The sequence below is a fragment of the Nocardia sp. bgisy134 genome (assembly GCF_057708325.1).
Map to the genome: position 1 here is coordinate 150,515 of NZ_JBYIRW010000015.1, position 16,034 is coordinate 166,548.

16 protein-coding genes are annotated in these 16,034 nt (G+C 68.9%); 13 read left to right on the plus strand and 3 right to left on the minus strand.

All coding sequences use genetic code 11. From position 1 onward, the window contains the following. Positions 1–3 precede the first annotated feature (3 nt). From AC3ERS_RS25305 to AC3ERS_RS25360, 12 genes are all read left to right on the plus strand, one after another. Positions 4–1,029, plus strand: coding sequence for a TIGR03842 family LLM class F420-dependent oxidoreductase (locus tag AC3ERS_RS25305; RefSeq protein ID WP_431970575.1), 1,026 nt, complete (start codon positions 4–6; stop codon positions 1,027–1,029). Further along, positions 1,026–2,354, plus strand: a complete 1,329-nt coding sequence (locus tag AC3ERS_RS25310; RefSeq protein WP_431970576.1) for an aspartate aminotransferase family protein — start codon at positions 1,026–1,028, stop codon at positions 2,352–2,354. The genes AC3ERS_RS25305 and AC3ERS_RS25310 overlap by 4 nt, the downstream gene beginning before the upstream one ends. Further along, positions 2,351–3,859, plus strand: coding sequence for a CoA-acylating methylmalonate-semialdehyde dehydrogenase (locus AC3ERS_RS25315; RefSeq protein WP_431970577.1), 1,509 nt, complete (start codon positions 2,351–2,353; stop codon positions 3,857–3,859). The genes AC3ERS_RS25310 and AC3ERS_RS25315 overlap by 4 nt, the downstream gene beginning before the upstream one ends. A 27-nt stretch (positions 3,860–3,886) precedes the next feature. Then, positions 3,887–5,350, plus strand: coding sequence for an NCS1 family nucleobase:cation symporter-1 (locus AC3ERS_RS25320; protein ID WP_431970578.1), 1,464 nt, complete (start codon positions 3,887–3,889; stop codon positions 5,348–5,350). A 352-nt stretch (positions 5,351–5,702) separates the two neighbouring features. After that, positions 5,703–6,215 carry a GNAT family N-acetyltransferase gene (locus tag AC3ERS_RS25325; protein ID WP_431970579.1) on the plus strand — a complete coding sequence of 171 codons (513 nt, stop codon included), beginning with the start codon at positions 5,703–5,705 and terminating at the stop codon, positions 6,213–6,215. Between the two features lie 156 nt (positions 6,216–6,371). Next, the gene (locus AC3ERS_RS25330; RefSeq protein WP_431970580.1) at positions 6,372–7,334 is read left to right on the plus strand and encodes an alpha/beta hydrolase; all 963 of its coding nucleotides are present in this window, start codon (positions 6,372–6,374) and stop codon (positions 7,332–7,334) included. A gap of 148 nt (positions 7,335–7,482) precedes the next feature. Continuing rightward, positions 7,483–8,574: an alpha/beta hydrolase gene (locus AC3ERS_RS25335; protein WP_431970581.1), complete on the plus strand. Its 1,092-nt coding sequence runs from the start codon at positions 7,483–7,485 to the stop codon at positions 8,572–8,574. Between the two features lie 164 nt (positions 8,575–8,738). Then, a complete protein-coding gene (locus AC3ERS_RS25340) occupies positions 8,739–9,389 on the plus strand; it encodes an ABC transporter permease (protein ID WP_431970632.1) in 651 nt (216 codons plus the stop codon). After that, a complete protein-coding gene (locus AC3ERS_RS25345) occupies positions 9,382–10,566 on the plus strand; it encodes an ABC transporter ATP-binding protein (protein ID WP_431970582.1) in 1,185 nt (394 codons plus the stop codon). Before AC3ERS_RS25340 ends, AC3ERS_RS25345 begins: the two co-directional genes overlap by 8 nt. Then, positions 10,563–11,345, plus strand: a complete 783-nt coding sequence (locus tag AC3ERS_RS25350) for an ABC transporter permease (protein ID WP_431970583.1) — start codon at positions 10,563–10,565, stop codon at positions 11,343–11,345. The genes AC3ERS_RS25345 and AC3ERS_RS25350 overlap by 4 nt, the downstream gene beginning before the upstream one ends. Then, positions 11,342–12,319, plus strand: coding sequence for a glycine betaine ABC transporter substrate-binding protein (locus tag AC3ERS_RS25355; RefSeq protein ID WP_431970584.1), 978 nt, complete (start codon positions 11,342–11,344; stop codon positions 12,317–12,319). Before AC3ERS_RS25350 ends, AC3ERS_RS25355 begins: the two co-directional genes overlap by 4 nt. Before the next feature lie 119 nt (positions 12,320–12,438). Continuing rightward, positions 12,439–12,834 carry an antibiotic biosynthesis monooxygenase family protein gene (locus tag AC3ERS_RS25360; protein ID WP_431970585.1) on the plus strand — a complete coding sequence of 132 codons (396 nt, stop codon included), beginning with the start codon at positions 12,439–12,441 and terminating at the stop codon, positions 12,832–12,834. Between the two features lie 58 nt (positions 12,835–12,892). On the opposite strand, the gene AC3ERS_RS25365 is transcribed toward AC3ERS_RS25360, so the two are convergent. Continuing rightward, positions 12,893–13,447, minus strand: a complete 555-nt coding sequence (locus AC3ERS_RS25365) for a cytochrome b (protein ID WP_431970633.1) — start codon at positions 13,445–13,447, stop codon at positions 12,893–12,895. 5 nt (positions 13,448–13,452) lie between these two features. Beyond that, complete coding sequence (locus AC3ERS_RS25370; protein WP_431970586.1) at positions 13,453–14,757, minus strand: catalase family peroxidase; 1,305 nt, start codon at positions 14,755–14,757, stop codon at positions 13,453–13,455. Positions 14,758–14,878: 121 nt separating this feature from the next. Between AC3ERS_RS25370 and AC3ERS_RS25375 the strand changes: the two genes are divergently transcribed. Continuing rightward, a complete protein-coding gene (locus tag AC3ERS_RS25375) occupies positions 14,879–15,370 on the plus strand; it encodes a MarR family winged helix-turn-helix transcriptional regulator (protein WP_431970587.1) in 492 nt (163 codons plus the stop codon). A gap of 95 nt (positions 15,371–15,465) precedes the next feature. Here the strand turns inward: AC3ERS_RS25375 and AC3ERS_RS25380 are convergent, their stop codons facing one another. Then, positions 15,466–16,032 carry a DUF6968 family protein gene (locus AC3ERS_RS25380; RefSeq protein ID WP_431970588.1) on the minus strand — a complete coding sequence of 189 codons (567 nt, stop codon included), beginning with the start codon at positions 16,030–16,032 and terminating at the stop codon, positions 15,466–15,468. Positions 16,033–16,034: the final 2 nt, after the last annotated feature.

Here is a 16,034-nt window from a genome sequence, read left to right on the forward strand (position 1 = left end):
GCCATGCAATTCGGAGCGGTACTACAGTGCGATCCCCCGGCGGCGCGCACCGTCCAATTGGCGAAACTGGCCGAGGCGCACGGGTTCAGCCACCTGTGGACCTTCGATTCGCATCTGCTCTGGCAGGAGCCGTACGTGCTGTACAGCCAGATTCTGCACGAGACGAAGCGAATCACGGTCGGGCCCATGGTGACCAATCCGGCGACCAGGGACTGGACCGTCACCGCGTCGCTGTTCGCCACGCTCAACGAGGCCTACGGCAATCGCACCATCTGCGGGATCGGGCGCGGCGATTCCGCGGTGCGCGTCGGCGGCGGCAAACCCACCACGCTGAAGACGCTGCGCGACTCGATCCACGTGATCCGGGAGCTGGCCAATTCGCGGCCGGTCGAATACGGCGGCGGCACCGTGCAGTTCCCGTGGAGCGTCGGCTCGACGCTGGACGTCTGGGTGGCCGCCTACGGACCGAAGGCGCTGGCGTTGACCGGCGAGGTGGCCGACGGCTACATCCTGCAACTGGCCGACCTCGACATCGCCGAATGGATGATCGCCACGGTGCGCGAGGCGGCGGTGGCGGCGGGCCGCGACCCGGATTCGATCACGATATGCGTGGCGGCGCCGATGTACATCGGCACCGATCGCAAGCACATGCGCGATCAGTGCCGCTGGTTCGGCGGGATGGTCGGCAACCACGTCGCCGACATCGTCGCGCGCTACGGCGGCAGCGGGGCCGTGCCGCAAGCGCTCACCGAATACATCGAGGGCCGCGCGGGTTACGACTACAACCTGCACGGCCGCGCCGGAAACGTGCACGCCGACTTCGTCTCCGACGACATCGTCGAACGGTTCTGTGTGCTCGGCACCGCCGACGAGCACATCGCCAAACTCCGGCGACTCGCCGACCTCGGCGTCGATCAGTTCGCGGGCTACCTGCAACACGACAACAAAGAGGAAACCATGCGCGTCTACGGCGAGACGATCATTCCGCAACTGCGGCAATCCATCACGGCGACGAAGGTGACGGCATGACCGCCGTGCGCGTCGATCTGGACGCGCGCGCCTACGAGCTCGACCGCGACCACGTGTTCCACTCCTGGTCGGCGCAGGCCGCGCTGAATCCGGTGGTGCTCGCGGGCGGTCGCGGCTGCCGGGTCTGGGATCACGGGGGCCGCGAATACCTGGATTTCGCCAGTCAGATGGTCAACGTGAACATCGGCCATCAGCATCCGGTGGTCACGGCCGCGATCGCCGATCAGGCCGCGCGCCTGGCCACCATCGGCCCGGCCGCCGCGAATCTGCAACGCGGCGAGGCGGCGCAGCGGATCGCCGCGCTCGCGCCGGACGGGCTCGAGAAGGTGTTCTTCACCAACGGCGGCGCGGACGCCAACGAGAACGCCATCCGGATGGCGCGGCTGCACACCGGCCGCGACAAGGTGCTCTCGACCTACCGCTCCTACCACGGGAACACGGGCGCGGCGGTGGTCGCGACCGGCGACTGGCGGCGGATACCGAACGAGTACGCCCGCGGCCACGTCCATTTCTTCGGTCCCTACCTGTATCGCAGCGAGTTCTGGGCGAGCACCGCCGAGGAGGAGAGCGAGCGCGCGCTGCGGCACCTCGAGCGGGTCGTGCAGTGCGAGGGGCCGTCCAGTATCGCCGCGGTCCTGCTGGAGACGGTGCCCGGCACCGCGGGCATCCTGGTGCCACCGCCCGGCTATCTCGCCGGTGTCCGCGCCATCGCCGACCGATACGGGATCGTGCTGATCCTCGACGAGGTGATGTGCGGATTCGGCCGTACCGGACGGTGGTTCGCGTTCGACGGCTACGACGTGACGCCCGACCTGATCACCTTCGCCAAGGGCGTCAACTCCGGATACGTTCCCGTGGGCGGCGTCGTCATCTCCGAGCAGATCGCCCACACCTTCGACCACACCGTCTTCCCCGGCGGCCTCACCTACAGCGGGCATCCGCTGGCCGCGGCGTCGATCGTCGCCGCCCTCGATGTGATGGCCGACGAGGGCATCGTGGCCAATGCCGAACGTATCGGCCGCACCGTGCTCGGACCGGCGCTCACGCGTGTGGCCGAGGAGTGCCCGGTGATCGGCGACGTGCGCGGCGAGGGCGTGTTCTGGGCACTGGAGCTGGTCGCCGATCGCGCCACCCGGGAACCCGTGTCGGCCGCGACCATGGCTCGGGTCAAGACCGAGCTCGTCGCCCGCGGGCTGCTTCCGTTCCTGGCCGACAACCGCATTCACGTGACGCCGCCGTGCGTGGTCACCGAGGCCGAGGTCGCGGAGGCGACCGCCATCCTGCGTGACGTATTGACCGCCCTGCCCGCCGAGGAGATCCGATGACGCATCCCGAGACCATCGACATCGTCGACCACTGGGTCGACGGCAAGCCGTGGACGGGCGAATCCACCCGCACCGCACCGGTTTTCGATCCCGCACTGGGCGTCGCGCAGCGCAGCGTCCGGATGGCCACCGGCGAGGACGTCGGCGTGGCCGTCGCCGCCGCGGCGGCGGCGCTGCCCGGCTGGGCCGATTCCTCCGTCGCCACCCGCCACCGGTTCCTGCTGAACTTCCGCGAGCTGCTCAACGCCCGCAAGGACGAGCTGGCGAGCATCCTCACCGCCGAGCACGGCAAGGTGCTCGCCGACGCGGCGGGTGAGATCGCCCGCGGGCTCGAGGTCGTCGAGTTCGCGCTGTCCATGCCGCACCTGCTCAAGGGCGAGTTCAGCCAGAACGCCTCGACCGGGATCGACGTGTACTCGGTGCGCGAACCGGTCGGCGTCGTCGGCGTGATCAGCCCGTTCAATTTCCCGGCCATGGTGCCGCTGTGGTTCTTCCCGATCGCGATCGCCGCCGGGAACACGGTGGTGCTCAAACCGAGCGAGAAGGATCCGTCGGCGGCGAACTGGCTGGCCGGGCTCGCGGCCGACGCCGGACTGCCCGCGGGTGTGCTCAATGTCGTGCACGGCGACAAGGAGGCGGTGGACGCGCTGCTGACGCACCCGCAGGTCGCGGCGATCTCCTTCGTCGGCTCCACGCCGATCGCCGACTACGTGTATCGGACCGCCACCGCGCACGGCAAACGGGTGCAGGCGCTCGGCGGCGCCAAGAACCACATGCTCGTCCTGCCGGACGCCGATCTGGACCTGGCCGCGGACGCCGCCGTCAACGCCGGCTTCGGCTCGGCCGGTGAACGCTGCATGGCGGTGAGCGTGGTGCTCGCGGTCGACTCCATCGCCGACGAGCTGGTGGAGCGCGTCGCCGCGCGGATGACCGGGCTGCGCACCGGGGACGGCCGCCGCGGCTGCGACATGGGACCGCTGATCACCCGGGAACACCGGGACCGCGTGGCCGGGTACCTCGACACCGCCGTCGCCGATCGGGCCCGTCTCGTGGTCGACGGCCGCGACACCGCCGTCGACGGCGACCCCAACGGGTTCTGGCTCGGCCCCTCCCTGATCGATCGGGTGCCGGTCACCTCGGCGGTCTATCGCGACGAGATCTTCGGGCCCGTGCTCTCGGTGGTGCGGGTCGAGGGCTTCGAGCATGCCGTCGACCTCGTCAACGCCTCCCCCTACGGCAACGGCGTCGCCATCTTCACCAACGACGGCGGCGCGGCGCGGCGTTTCCAGCGGCAGGTGCACGTCGGCATGATCGGCGTGAACGTGCCGATCCCGGTACCGGTGGCCTACCACAGCTTCGGCGGCTGGAAAGCGTCGCTGTTCGGCGACGCGAAAGCCTACGGACCCAACGGTTTCGCGTTCTTCACCCGGGAGAAGGCGATCACCTCGCGCTGGCTCGACCCCAGCCACGGCGGCATAGACCTCGGTTTTCCGCGCAACAGTTAGCACTCACCGATGCACGAAGGACATCCGATGACCGAAACTCGGGTACGGCCGCTGGACGGCGCGCCGAGCAGTTCCTCGCTGGTCAACGACGACTTGGCGCCAACGACCAAGGAGACCGCGACCTGGCGTACCTGGGACATCTTCTGTCTCTGGATGACCTCGGCGCACAGCATCGCCAGCTACGGCTTCGCGGTCGGCATGCTCGCGCTCGGCATGACCGGGTGGCAGACGATGCTCGCCCTGTTCACCGGCGTGCTCGTGCTCTGGCTCGGCAGCAATCTCGTCGGCGTCGCGGGCCAGAAGGTCGGGGTGCCGTTCCCGGTCTTCGCTCGCGCCGCCTTCGGCGTCTTCGGCGCCAATATCCCCGCGCTGCTGCGGGCCATCGTCGCGGTGTTCTGGTACGGGATCCAGACCTACCTGGCTTCCACCGCGCTGATGGTGTTGCTGCTGCGTGTGTCGCCGGGTTTGGCGTCGTGGACCGAATCCAGTTTCCTCGGCTTGTCGACCTTGGGCTGGATCGCGTTCCTCGTGCTGTGGACCGTGCAGTTGGCGATCATCAACTACGGCATGGAAGTCGTGCGCAAGGCCTCGGACTTCGCGGGCCCCGCGGTCTGGCTCGGCATGATCGCGCTGGCGATCTGGATTCTGGGCAAGGCCGAGTGGAGCATCGACTTCAACGCGCGAGCCGGTGCGCCGCTGTCGGGCGGCGCGACCGTCGCCGCGTTCGTCGGCGTCGCCTTCCTGATGGTGTCGTTCATGGCCGGTCCGCTCGTCAACTACGCCGACTTCGCGCGCTTCTCCCCCAGCAAGCGGGCGGTGCTGCGCGGCAACGCGTGGGGCATCCCGTTCAACGAGACGGCGTTCGTGGTCCTGTCGATCGTCATCTCGCTGGCCACGCTGAAGGTGTACGGGAAGGTGCTGAGCGACCCCGTGCAGCTGGTCGCCGATATCGACAGCGATGTGGTGGTGGTCGTCGCCGCGGTGTTGTTCGCGACGGCGACCGTGGGCATCAACGTGGTCCTCAACTTCGTGTCCCCGTCCTACGACATCTCCAATGCCGCACCGAGATTCATCTCGTTCCGCACCGGCGGCATCATCACCGCCGTCCTGTCCATCCTGGTGATGCCGTGGAAGCTCTGGGAGAACCAGGATTTCATCATCTACTTCCTCGGCGGTGTCGGCGCGCTGATGGGTCCGGTGTTCGGCATCCTGATCGTCGACTACTACCTGCTGCGGCGACAGCGCACCGCGGTCGCCGAGCTGTACGACGACACCGCGGAGGGGCGCTACTACTTCTCTCGCGGGTTCAACCCGAAAGCGCTTGCGGCGCTTGCACTTTCGGGTACGATCGCGGTGATCGTCGCGCTCGCTCCCGATTCCCAGGAGGTGACGGCGCTGTCCTGGCCGGTCGGCGCGGCGCTGGGAGCGCTGCTCATGTACGCGTTCGAAGTCGTCCGGCCGTCCGGATCGAGGAGTGCGAGCGCTTCCTGATCCGACCCGCGACCGGTTGTCCGACGGCGGCGACGGTGTCGGATAGCCGGTCGAGGGCCTGGCAGGCCTCGGACGGTGGTGCGGGTACCCGCGCGATCGATGTCGGCCACCACGGCGTTCGCGACGCCGATCAGTCGGTGAGCCGGAAGCCGGCCCGCTCGACCGCGTCCGCCACCGCATCGCGGTCGACCGGGCCGCCTCCTTCGACAGTCACCGTGCCGCCGTCGAGCAATGCCGCTTTCGGCCACGTGCCTCGGCCGACTGTCGCGAGGCGCCACTCCCGGCCGATGTTGCTCGGGCGTGCGGCGGATATCGACGTGACAAACACCGTGCCGTCGATGATGCTGGCGCCATGCTGATTCGGACCGGCGGCGCGGCGGACGCGCAGGCGATCGCGGCGCTGCACACCGCGAGCTGGCGCACGGCCTACGCGGGCATGATGCCGGACGACTATCTCGCCGGGCCGCTCGACGCCGACCGGTCAGCGTTGTGGGGAAAGCGGCTGACCACCGCGGTCACGCCAGGACTGTTCGTGGCGGAGGACGCCGCGACACTGCTGGGCTTCGTCTACCTCGTACCGACGGACGACGGCCGGGTGCTGCTGGACAATCTGCACGCCCGGCCCGGCAACCTCGGGCGCGGGATCGGCAGCCGCCTGTTCGAGCGCGGCCTCGGGTGGGCGGCGAGCGAATTTCCCGGCCGTCCGGTGTATCTGGAGGTGCTGCGCGACAACGCCGCGGCCATCGCCTTCTACGAGCGGCGCGGCGGGCGGCGCACCGACGCGCGGATCGGGCGATTCGACGCGGGCTTCGAACTTCCGGAGTACGAATACACCTGGGAGCCTGCCGATTTCGATCGTTCCTAGCTCGCCACCGAGGGGCGGCGTACCGTCCCTGGCGCCGGAGAGCCGCGGGCCGTCCCGCCGAGGAGAAGGCTTCCCATCGCGGGCCTGCCGCCCCCGCTGGAATACACTCCACCTCGACGGTTAACCGGAGCATAGCTGGAGCGAGAGGAGTTGGCCGTGAGCGAGCGTCCTCGGTGGTATCGCGATCAGCAGGCGTGGCGGGACCTGCAGCGGTTCCTGCCCGAGCGCCTGCGGCTGACCGACGAGACCGCGCCCGCCGAGGAGTACTGGAACTGGCGGGGCAATCACGTGCACCTGGACAGGTATCCCCTGCCCGACGCTCCCGCCAAGATCGTGCTGCACCACGGGGTCGGCACCAACGGCAGGCAGATGAGCCTCGTTGCCGGGGCGACGCTGGCCCAGCGCGGCTTCGAGACCGTCGCCCTGGACAACCTCGGCTACGGCCTGACCCAGGTCGCCGACGGCGCCGCGCCCGGCTACCGCGACTGGATCCAGCTCACCACCGATTTCCTCGCCTACGAAAACACCCGCGACGACCGGCCGATCGTGCTCTACGGGCTCAGCGCCGGCGGCATGCTGACCTACCACGTCGCGGCGCACGCACCGCGCGGCACGCTGCGCGGCATCATCGGCACGACCTTCCTCGACCCGCGCGACAGGAAGGTCTGGCGCGCGGTCTCCCACGACGCCTTCCACGCCACCTTCGGTACCGCGGTGTTCGAACTGCTGGCACGCACCCCGCTGCGCGGTGTGCGCTATCCGATGTCACTGGCGTCGAAGATGAGCGCACTGTGCAACAACCCGGATGCCATGAAAGTCTTTCTGCGCGACAAGACCTCGGCGGGCAGCTGGGTCTCGGCGAAATTCTTCAGCGAATTCGGCTCCTACGCCCCCGATCTCGAACCCGCCGACTTCGACGTCTGCCCCGTCCTGCACACCCAACCGGCCGAAGATCACTGGACCCCGCTCGAACTCAGCGAGCCGGTCACCAGGGCGATCACCAAGGTCCCGGTCACCACGGTTGTGCTCGACAATGCCGGGCACTATCCGCTCGAAGAGCCAGGCCTGACCCAGATGCACGACGCCATCACCCAATTCGTCACCGAGCACACACGATGACAGTCGACGTGTTCGCGTGGCCTGCGAATCACGCCCGATCGGCCGCATTCCAGGACCCAGGTGGCAGCATCGGTGCTGCGTCGTGACGTGCTCCGAGCCTGAACCGCACAAGAGAGGTGTTCCCGTGCCGGTCGATCCCATCCCCCCGATGCCCTCCGTGCCAGCCACCGCGCGGACGGCCGCGGCGGCAGTCCGCGGACTGCTCCGGTTGCCACCGCGCGTCAAACGCGCGCTCGCCGGTCCCGCGGTGTACCGCGACGGCAACGAGCTCGACCTCGATGCCCAGTTGCTCCTGCGCATCACCCGGGCGCTGCCGAAGTCGGCGCCGGATCCGGTGCGGCTGCGTCACCAGGCGCGGCGGATGGCGGCGATCGGCGCGGGGCGGCGCGCACCCGTGCGCGTCGAGGACATCACCGTCGCGGGCGCCACCGGACCGCTGCGGGCGCGGCTGTACGACCCCGGCGCGGCCGATACGCTGCTGGTCTATTTCCACGGTGGCGGCTGGGTCATCGGCGATCTCGACACCCACGACGCGTTCTGCCGGACCGTGGCGCACACCGCGCGGATCCGGATGGTCGCGGTCGACTATCGGCTCGCACCCGAGCACCCTTATCCAGCAGCCGTCGACGACGCGGTGGCGGCCTTCTGTGATATCGCCGCTCGCGCAGGCGAATTCGGTGTCACGGCCGAACGTGTCGCGGTGGGAGGTGACAGCGCGGGCGGGCATCTGGCGGCGGTGCTGTGCCAGAGGATGCGCCACGAGGGCGGCCCCGCGCCCCTGCTCCAGCTGCTGATCTACCCACCCACGGATCTGACCGGGAAAGCTCAGTCCCGCACGACGTTCGCCGAGGGATTCGCCCTCACCCGCACCGACATCGACTTCTTCGACCGCTGCTTCCTACCACCCGACCTCGACCGCACCCGACCGGACGTGTCGCCGCTCTACGCCGAGACCACCGCCGGGCTCCCCCGCGCCGTCGTGATCACCGCGGGCTTCGACCCCCTGCGCGACGAGGGCGAAGCCTACGCGACCCGCCTGCGCGCCGACGGCGTGCCCGTGACGGCGCGGCGATTCGACGGTTACATGCACGGCTTCGTCAACAACGCGCTCGCCTTCGGTCCCGCGGTCGGCGAGATCGCCGCGATGCTCGCCGACGCATTGGCGGCGCCCGGCTCCTCGGCCGACCCGGATCCGGACGGCGGACGAAACCCGATCGCCACTCGCCCATCCGGTTTCTGAACCCTGGACCACCGGCGTACCGTCCGAGCCTGCCGCGCCGGACGGCAGTTCGCGTGAACCACGCAGTTCGCATCCACCACAGCGCGTTTCGGTCCCGCCGACTCGCTGCGGCGAGTTAAGGTGCGAGATAGACTCCGGCGCAACGTGGTACGGGAGGTTCGGCCCTGGACACACTGTGGACGTTCGTGGTGACCCGACGGCACCAGCTGCTCGTCGACTCGTATTTGCATGTCTCGGCGGTGATCCAGTCGCTGCTGGTCGCCGCGCTGATCGCGGTGGTCGTCGGCGTGCTCGTCTACCGCAGCCCGTTCGGTTCGGCGGCGGCCACGGCCGCGGCGAGCGCGATCCTCACGGTGCCCTCGTTCGCGCTGCTCGGTCTGCTGATCCCGATCCTCGGACTCGGTGTCGGGCCGACCGTCACGGCGCTCGTGCTCTACGCCCTGCTGCCCATCCTGCGTAACACCATCGTCGGGCTGGCCGCGGTCGATCCGTCGGTGGTCGACGCCGCCCGCGGTGTCGGCATGAACCGGATGCGGGTGCTCGCCGCCGTCGAACTGCCGCTGGCCTGGCCCGCGATCCTGACCGGGATGCGGGTCAGCACCCAGATGATCATGGGCATCCTCGCGCTCGCCGCCTACGCCAAAGGGCCTGGGCTCGGCAATCTGATCTTCTCCGGGCTGTCCCGGCTCGGCAGCCCCAACGCCGTGCCGCAGGCGTTGACCGGCACGGTGCTGATCATCGTGCTCGCTCTGCTACTGGACGGCCTGTTCGTCCTCGTGGGGCGACTGACCACCTCGAGGGGGATTCGTGACTGACATCGAGACCGGCGCCGCGGTGTCCGGCGTCGACATCGTGCTCGACGCCGTCACCAAACGGTATCCGGGACAACATGATCCGGCCGTGGACGAGGTGTCGCTGACCATCCCCGCGGGCGAGATCGTCGTGCTCGTCGGGCCGTCGGGCTGCGGCAAGACCACGACCATGCGCATGATCAACCGGCTGATCGAACCGACCTCGGGCACCATCACCATCGGCGGCCGCGACGCCGCGGCGATGAATCCCGATCAGCTGCGCCGCGGCATCGGGTACTCGATCCAGCAGGCCGGCCTCTTCCCGCACATGACGGTGGCCAAGAACATCGCGACCGTGCCCGGGTTGCTCGGCTGGGACCGCGCGCGGATCGCCGCGCGGGTCGACGCGATGCTCGACCTCGTCGGCCTCGACCCGGACACCTTCCGCGGCCGCTACCCGCGTCAGCTCTCCGGCGGACAACAGCAGCGCGTCGGGGTGGCGCGCGCACTGGCCGCCGACCCGCCCGTGCTGCTGATGGACGAACCGTTCGGCGCAGTCGATCCGATCACCCGCGGCCTGTTGCAGGACGAATTGCTGCGGTTGCAGGCGGAACTCGGCAAGACCATCGTCTTCGTCACGCACGATTTCGCCGAGGCGGTGAAACTCGGTGACCGGATCGCCGTGCTCGGCGACCGGTCCAGAATCCTCCAGTACGACACCCCGGCCGCGATCCTCGCCGACCCCGCCGACGACACCGTGGCCGGATTCGTCGGCGCCGACGCCTCGCTCAAGCAGTTGACGCTGACCAGGGTCGGCGATGTGGAACTCGGCGACTGCCCGACCGCGGGGCAGGACGAACCGGCGGAGACCTTGCGCGCGGCACTGGCGGGCCGGGAATCGCTGTGGGCGCTGATCCTGGACGCGCGGCGGCGCCCGCTGCGGTGGGTGTCGGCCGAGCAGCTGACGAACGCCGGGACGCTGCGTGAGGTCGGCAGCCCGATCGGTCAGGCGCTGTCGCTGCGATCGACGCTGCAGGACGCGCTGGAGGCCCTGCTCGCCGAGCAGACCGCGACCGCGGTGGTCACCGACGCGCGCGGCGAATTCGCGGGACTGATCACCATCGACACGCTGGTCGGGCACCTGTCCGCGACGCGGGCTCGCCACGGCGGCGAGCAACCCGCCGCCGAGGCCACGTCGTGACCGCCGCCGTCGTCGCACCCAGCGCCGCGTCCGCACCGGTCGCCGCGCACCGAGCCGAGCGGCTGCGGTTGCTCGTCCAGCCCGCGCTGGTCCTGGTGCTGACCGTCGGCGTCCTGGTGTGGGCATTCCGCCGCGACCTCACCGCCACCCAGCGCGCGAGCATCAACGCGAGCACTATCGCCACCGTCACCTGGCAGCACGTGCTGCTCACCGCGACGGTGGTGCTGATCGTCGTCGCGGTGGCGGTGCCGCTCGGCACCCTGCTCACCAGGCCCGGATATCGCCGTCTCGCACCGGTTTTCGTCGGCATCGCCAACATCGGCGCGGCCGCGCCGGCCATCGGACTCATCGTGCTGTGCTATCTGGCGACCCGCACCACCGGTTTCTGGATCGGCGTCGCTCCGATCGCCTTCTACACACTGCTTCCGGTGCTGCGCAACACCATTCTCGGGTATCAGCAGGTGGATCGGACGTTAATGGACGCGGGCCGCGGCCAGGGCATGTCGGCGGCGACGGTGTTGCGGCGCATCGAGTTTCCGCTGGCGGTGCCCTACATTCTCGCGGGACTGCGCACCTCGCTGGTGCTGGCCGTCGGCACTGTGACGCTGTCGTTCCTGGTGAGCGCGGGCGGGTTGGGGATTCTCATCGACACCGGATACAAGCTGCGCGACAACGTCACCCTGGTGGTCGGCGCCGTGCTGGCCGTGGCGTTGGCGCTGCTCGTCGACTGGCTCGGCGCGCTGGCCGAACGCTTCCTCGGACCGAGGGGTTTGGCATGAGGCGCGGCGGACGGCTGTGGGCGCTGGTGGCGGCGGCGCTGCTGGTGCTGGGCGGCTGCGGTCTGGAGTCGGGCGGCGCCGTGCCGCTGCGCGTGGGGCCGGGCAGCATCCAGCCGTCGGCCGAACTCGACGGCGTCACGATCACGGTGGGCTCCAAGGACTTCACCGAACAGAACATCCTCGGTTACCTCATCGAATTCGCCATGACCGCGGCGGGCGCGAACGTTCGCGACCTGACCAACATCCAGGGTTCCAACAGCCTGCGCGACGCGCAGCTGCACGGCCAGATCGACGTCGCCTACGACTACACCGGCACCGGCTGGATCAACTACCTCGGCAACGAAACCCCGGTGCCGAGCGAGGTCGGCCAATTCGAGGCGGTGCGCGACGCCGACCGCGCCGCGCACGGGATGGTGTGGACGGCGATGGCGCCGATGAACAACACCTACGCCTTGGTGACCAGCAGCCGCACCGCTGAGGAGACCGGCGTCCGGACGCTGTCGGACTATGCCAGGCTCGTCGCGACCGACCCGGCCGCCGCGGCCACCTGCGTCGGCACCGAATTCAACGTCCGCCAGGACGGCTACCCGGGCCTGGCCCGGAAGTACGGCATCGACGTCGGCACGGTGCGCAAGCGGATCATGCAGGACCCCCTCGTCTACCAGGCCACCGCCGACGCGGGCCAGTGCCGCTTCGGCTCGGTCGCCGCCACCGACGGACGCATACCGGCGCTGAATCTCGTTCTGCTGCAAGACGATCTAGCGTTCTTCCCGAAGTACAACGCGGCACTCGTGCTGCGCGCCGACTTCCACGAAGCGCACCCGCGGATCGCCGAGATCATGGCTCCGATCTCCGCGCTGCTCACCAACGAGGTGATCACCGACCTGAACCGCCAGGTCGACGTGGACGGCCGCGAGCCCGCCGAAGTCGCCCGCGACTGGATGGTCGCCCAAGGTTTCGTCACCGCCGAATGACCGCGACGGGTTCGCGCACGCCTCGCACCGGGTGTGGCGGCTGCGAAGCGCGAGGACCGTGCACTAGGTAGCGTGAATGACCTTGACCTGTAGTGTGGTTGAGGTTTCACGATGGTGCGGTGACCGATGACGGAATCACTTTGATCGACGCGTGGGAACTGCCCGAGGACCGGATCGACGAGTCTGTCGCGCGCTGGCGGGAGCGCGTCGGGCTGATCCACACCGCCCCCGGTTTCCGGGATGCACGGATGCACCGCAGACGGATCGACGAATTCCTGCCGCACTGGCTCGGCCGCGCGGAGCTGATGAGCCAGGCGCCCGGCTTCCGGGACAACCGGCTGCACCGCGCGGTGAACCCGGACACTCGCTTCCAACTGGTCAACATCGCGCACTGGGACAGCGCCGAGGCCTGGCGCGCAGCGGGCGACGACCCCCGGTTCCAGCAGCGCCTGTCCGCCTCCCCCGACTTCGCCGCCGCCAACCCCGCGCTGTTTCAGGTGGTCGCCGAGTTCTGAGCGCGGGTCGGAGACGCCCAGGAGCCGTACGGGTCCGGCCGGAGGTGCGGGAGGACCGCTAGCGGCGTAGCGGGAAAGTCATGCGGTGGAGCAGGTTGTCGCGGAGGACCGCCGCGTGGAAGATCACCGCGCAGACGTGTGCGGTGAGGGCGAGCAGCAGGGCGTAGGCGAGCAGGCCGTGCACGGTGCGCAGCGCCGCGTACAGCTCCGGATCGGTGGGTGCGATCGCGGGAATCCGGAAGCCGCCGAGGATGTGGATCGGGATGCCGGACGCCGATACCACAGCCCAACCGACGATCGGCTGGAGGAGAAACAGCGCGTACATGAGGATTTCGGATCCGGCGGCAACGAGCCGCTCGGGGCGGGCCATCGTTTCGATCTGCGGCGGCGGCCGGTGCCGGATCCGGTAGGCGATGCGCACGACGGCGAGCGCCAGTATCGCGACCCCGAGGGTTTTGTGCCAGGTCAACAGGGTGCCATAGTGTCCGAGGTAGCCCACCATGGCCGCGCCGATACCGATCATCGTGATGATCAGGACGGCCATCGTCCAGTGCAGGATCCGCCCTGGGAGGCCGAATCGGGTTGCGCCGGTGTCGAGTTCACCGATGGACATGGTCGTCACGCCTCCTTCACCACGACGGCGCCCACGGGCTTCGTTTCGCCGGCGCGGCGGCGGAAGGACTCGCCGTAGACGGCCGAGCGGGCTTGCAGCAGCGGATCGTCGGAGGCTTCGATTCCGTTGGGCAGCACCAGCGGATCGAAGTTCACGTCGCGCACGTTGTCCGCCGATTCGGTCTCGATCCGGTCCAGCACGACCGTGCCGACGTGCACGGTGCGGCGATCGTTCGGCCACATCCTGGTGGCGTCGTCGGTGGGATCGACGCCGGCCTCGCCGACGACGACCATGAGCCGCCACCGCAGCGGCGTCGCCCGCAGGTCGGTGACGAGGCCGTCGAAGAGGGCGTTGTCGCCGTTCGCCGGTCCGGTCGCGGGCGGCGGGTTTTCCGGCTCGAGGCGCCAGCGCACCGGCACGGTGCGACCGTCACCGTCGGTGAATCGGAACGCGTTGAGCGAGAAGAAGGTCGAGGTCGCGAAGGTCGGCGCGGGAGCGCCCTGCCCGATGACGGCCAGCGCCGCGGCGGTCTTCGGGTGCGACGCGATGTAGTCCTTCATCACCGCGGGATCGGGTTTGCCGGTGGCCGGGTCCACAGCGAAGGCCAGGGTGCGGTCGTAGAAGTCCTGCGCGGTGGCGTCCAGGAAGACGGGGATGTTGAGCATCGCCATCCGCCACTGCTCTCCATCCGGCAGGAAAAGCTGCAGCCCGAGTCCGCGGGGCGCGGTCGGCGTATCGGGCACGTGCGGGTTGCCCCCGGCGAGGGAGAAGCGTCCGGCCAGCCGGTAGCGTCCGGATCGGAACGCCGACGCCTTCGACAGTTCGGCACCGTTGCCGTTGCTGTCGAAGTATCCGGCCACGGCCACTCCTTTGGCGTGGTTGCGGCGCCAGCCGGGGAACGAGCCGCCCGCGGTGTCCTGGAGCCGGTCGACGATGCCGCGCGCGGTCAGTCGCCACGGTCCGATTCTGTCCTCGGCGAACAAGAACCCACCGATTCCCGCGGCTCCGAGCGCGGCGACGGCGGCGCCGCCGAGCAGTGTGCGGCGATTCAGCGGAATAGGGCCGATATTCGGCCCGGTCGTGCTTTTGTGTGAATTTCGCTCGGCCATTCGCATACCCCCATATTTGAAATCCGACAATTCCAGACGAATCCCCACGGTGGCGAATTCATTGCATTTCCCGGTGATACTACGCCACATTCGTATGGTTCCGAACCGTACACCAGTGCGGTCAGCGGCGACAACATCAAAGGTGGTCTCGACCGCCTCTTCCGTGTCGATGTTCCGTTCAAATATGTTGCGCAACAGCATCTTTAGCATGCTGGAGCAATAGCGGAAGATAGTACGTACACGTATGGATTTCGCGGGAATCGGTCGGTGACGGTGATGGATCGGGCCCTGTCGCCGACACCTGCCGTGATGTAATCGGTGGATGGAATCCCCCGTCCCGAAGCCGGTCCCTCACGTCTTCGCGAATACACCCGGCCATCTGATTCGCCTGCTCTACCAACGACACAACGCCATCTGGCACGCCACCGTCGGGGATTCGATCACGCCAACGCAGTTCGCCATTCTCAACGCCGTCTACGTGGAGGGCCCGCTGACCCAGCACGAGATCTCCGTCCGCATCCGTACGGACGCCTCGACGATGACGCAGTCCGCGAGCGCGCTCGAAAGGAAGAAACTCGTCGAACGCTCCGTCAACCCCGCGGACAAGCGCGAACGGCGGATCGCCTTGACGCGCACCGGCCGCCGGGAGTACGCGCAGCTCCTCCCGAAAGCTGATGAAGTGCAACGGATTCTGTTCTCCGCCCTGCACCCCGACGGGCATGAAGCCGCTCTCGTGGTGCTTCGCGACCTCGCCGGAGTGCACGCCGATCCGGCGGAGGGTGAGGTCACACCGCCGCCGGGTCCTTCGTCATGACGTATCCCGCCGACGTCGCCGTGACCGGCCGGTGTTCCCCGAATCCATTGCGCCGTCGTCGTTTCCCGGTGCTCGAAGCACTGCAAAAGGACGCTCTACGACAATCGGCTGACCGGCCAGTCGCCGGGTAACTCGAGCCAGGCGCCGATCATGCGGATCGCGGTGAGCAACGCCTGGATTTCGTCGAGGCCGGAGGCGACGGCGTGGCGGCTGCCGTCGATACGAAAGGGGCACACGTAGAACTGGCTGTCGGACGAGCAGACGGGGCGGCCGATCGTGACGGTGTGCGGGCCGTTGGCGGCGGTCACCGTGCGGATAGCGAGCAGATCGCCCAGCGCGTACTCCATTCCGGGGTCGTGGGAGATGTCCTCGCGGGTCGGCGGCGCCGGGAAACCGAGCTCGGCGGGGCCTGCGACGGTGAACTGCGCGCCCGCCTCGTTCGCCCGAGTCAGCTGCGTACCGATCTCCACCAAGGCGCGATACAACGCCGCCAACGCATCCACCCCGGTCGCCCTGGACTCGCCCCATCCCTCGATGCGGAAACCGCACACGTCACCACCCGCGCCCGCCGCGGGCCGCGGTCTGCCGACTTCGATGAGGACCGACCGATTCCCGTCCGCGACCATCCGTTTCGCAATCACCTCACCCAGGCGATCGATCACCG

Bases quoted from the DNA above. Each gene is read 5' to 3' on its own strand.
- AC3ERS_RS25305 (WP_431970575.1), top strand. From the start codon at position 4: ATGCAATTCGGAGCGGTACTACAGTGCGATCCCCCGGCGGCGCGCACC.
- AC3ERS_RS25310 (WP_431970576.1), top strand. From the start codon at position 1,026: ATGACCGCCGTGCGCGTCGATCTGGACGCGCGCGCCTACGAGCTCGAC.
- AC3ERS_RS25315 (WP_431970577.1), top strand. From the start codon at position 2,351: ATGACGCATCCCGAGACCATCGACATCGTCGACCACTGGGTCGACGGC.
- AC3ERS_RS25320 (WP_431970578.1), top strand. From the start codon at position 3,887: ATGACCGAAACTCGGGTACGGCCGCTGGACGGCGCGCCGAGCAGTTCC.
- AC3ERS_RS25325 (WP_431970579.1), top strand. From the start codon at position 5,703: ATGCTGATTCGGACCGGCGGCGCGGCGGACGCGCAGGCGATCGCGGCG.
- AC3ERS_RS25335 (WP_431970581.1), top strand. From the start codon at position 7,483: ATGCCCTCCGTGCCAGCCACCGCGCGGACGGCCGCGGCGGCAGTCCGC.
- AC3ERS_RS25355 (WP_431970584.1), top strand. From the start codon at position 11,342: ATGAGGCGCGGCGGACGGCTGTGGGCGCTGGTGGCGGCGGCGCTGCTG.
- AC3ERS_RS25365 (WP_431970633.1), bottom strand. From the start codon at position 13,447: ATGTCCATCGGTGAACTCGACACCGGCGCAACCCGATTCGGCCTCCCA.
- AC3ERS_RS25370 (WP_431970586.1), bottom strand. From the start codon at position 14,757: ATGCTGTTGCGCAACATATTTGAACGGAACATCGACACGGAAGAGGCG.
- AC3ERS_RS25375 (WP_431970587.1), top strand. From the start codon at position 14,879: ATGGAATCCCCCGTCCCGAAGCCGGTCCCTCACGTCTTCGCGAATACA.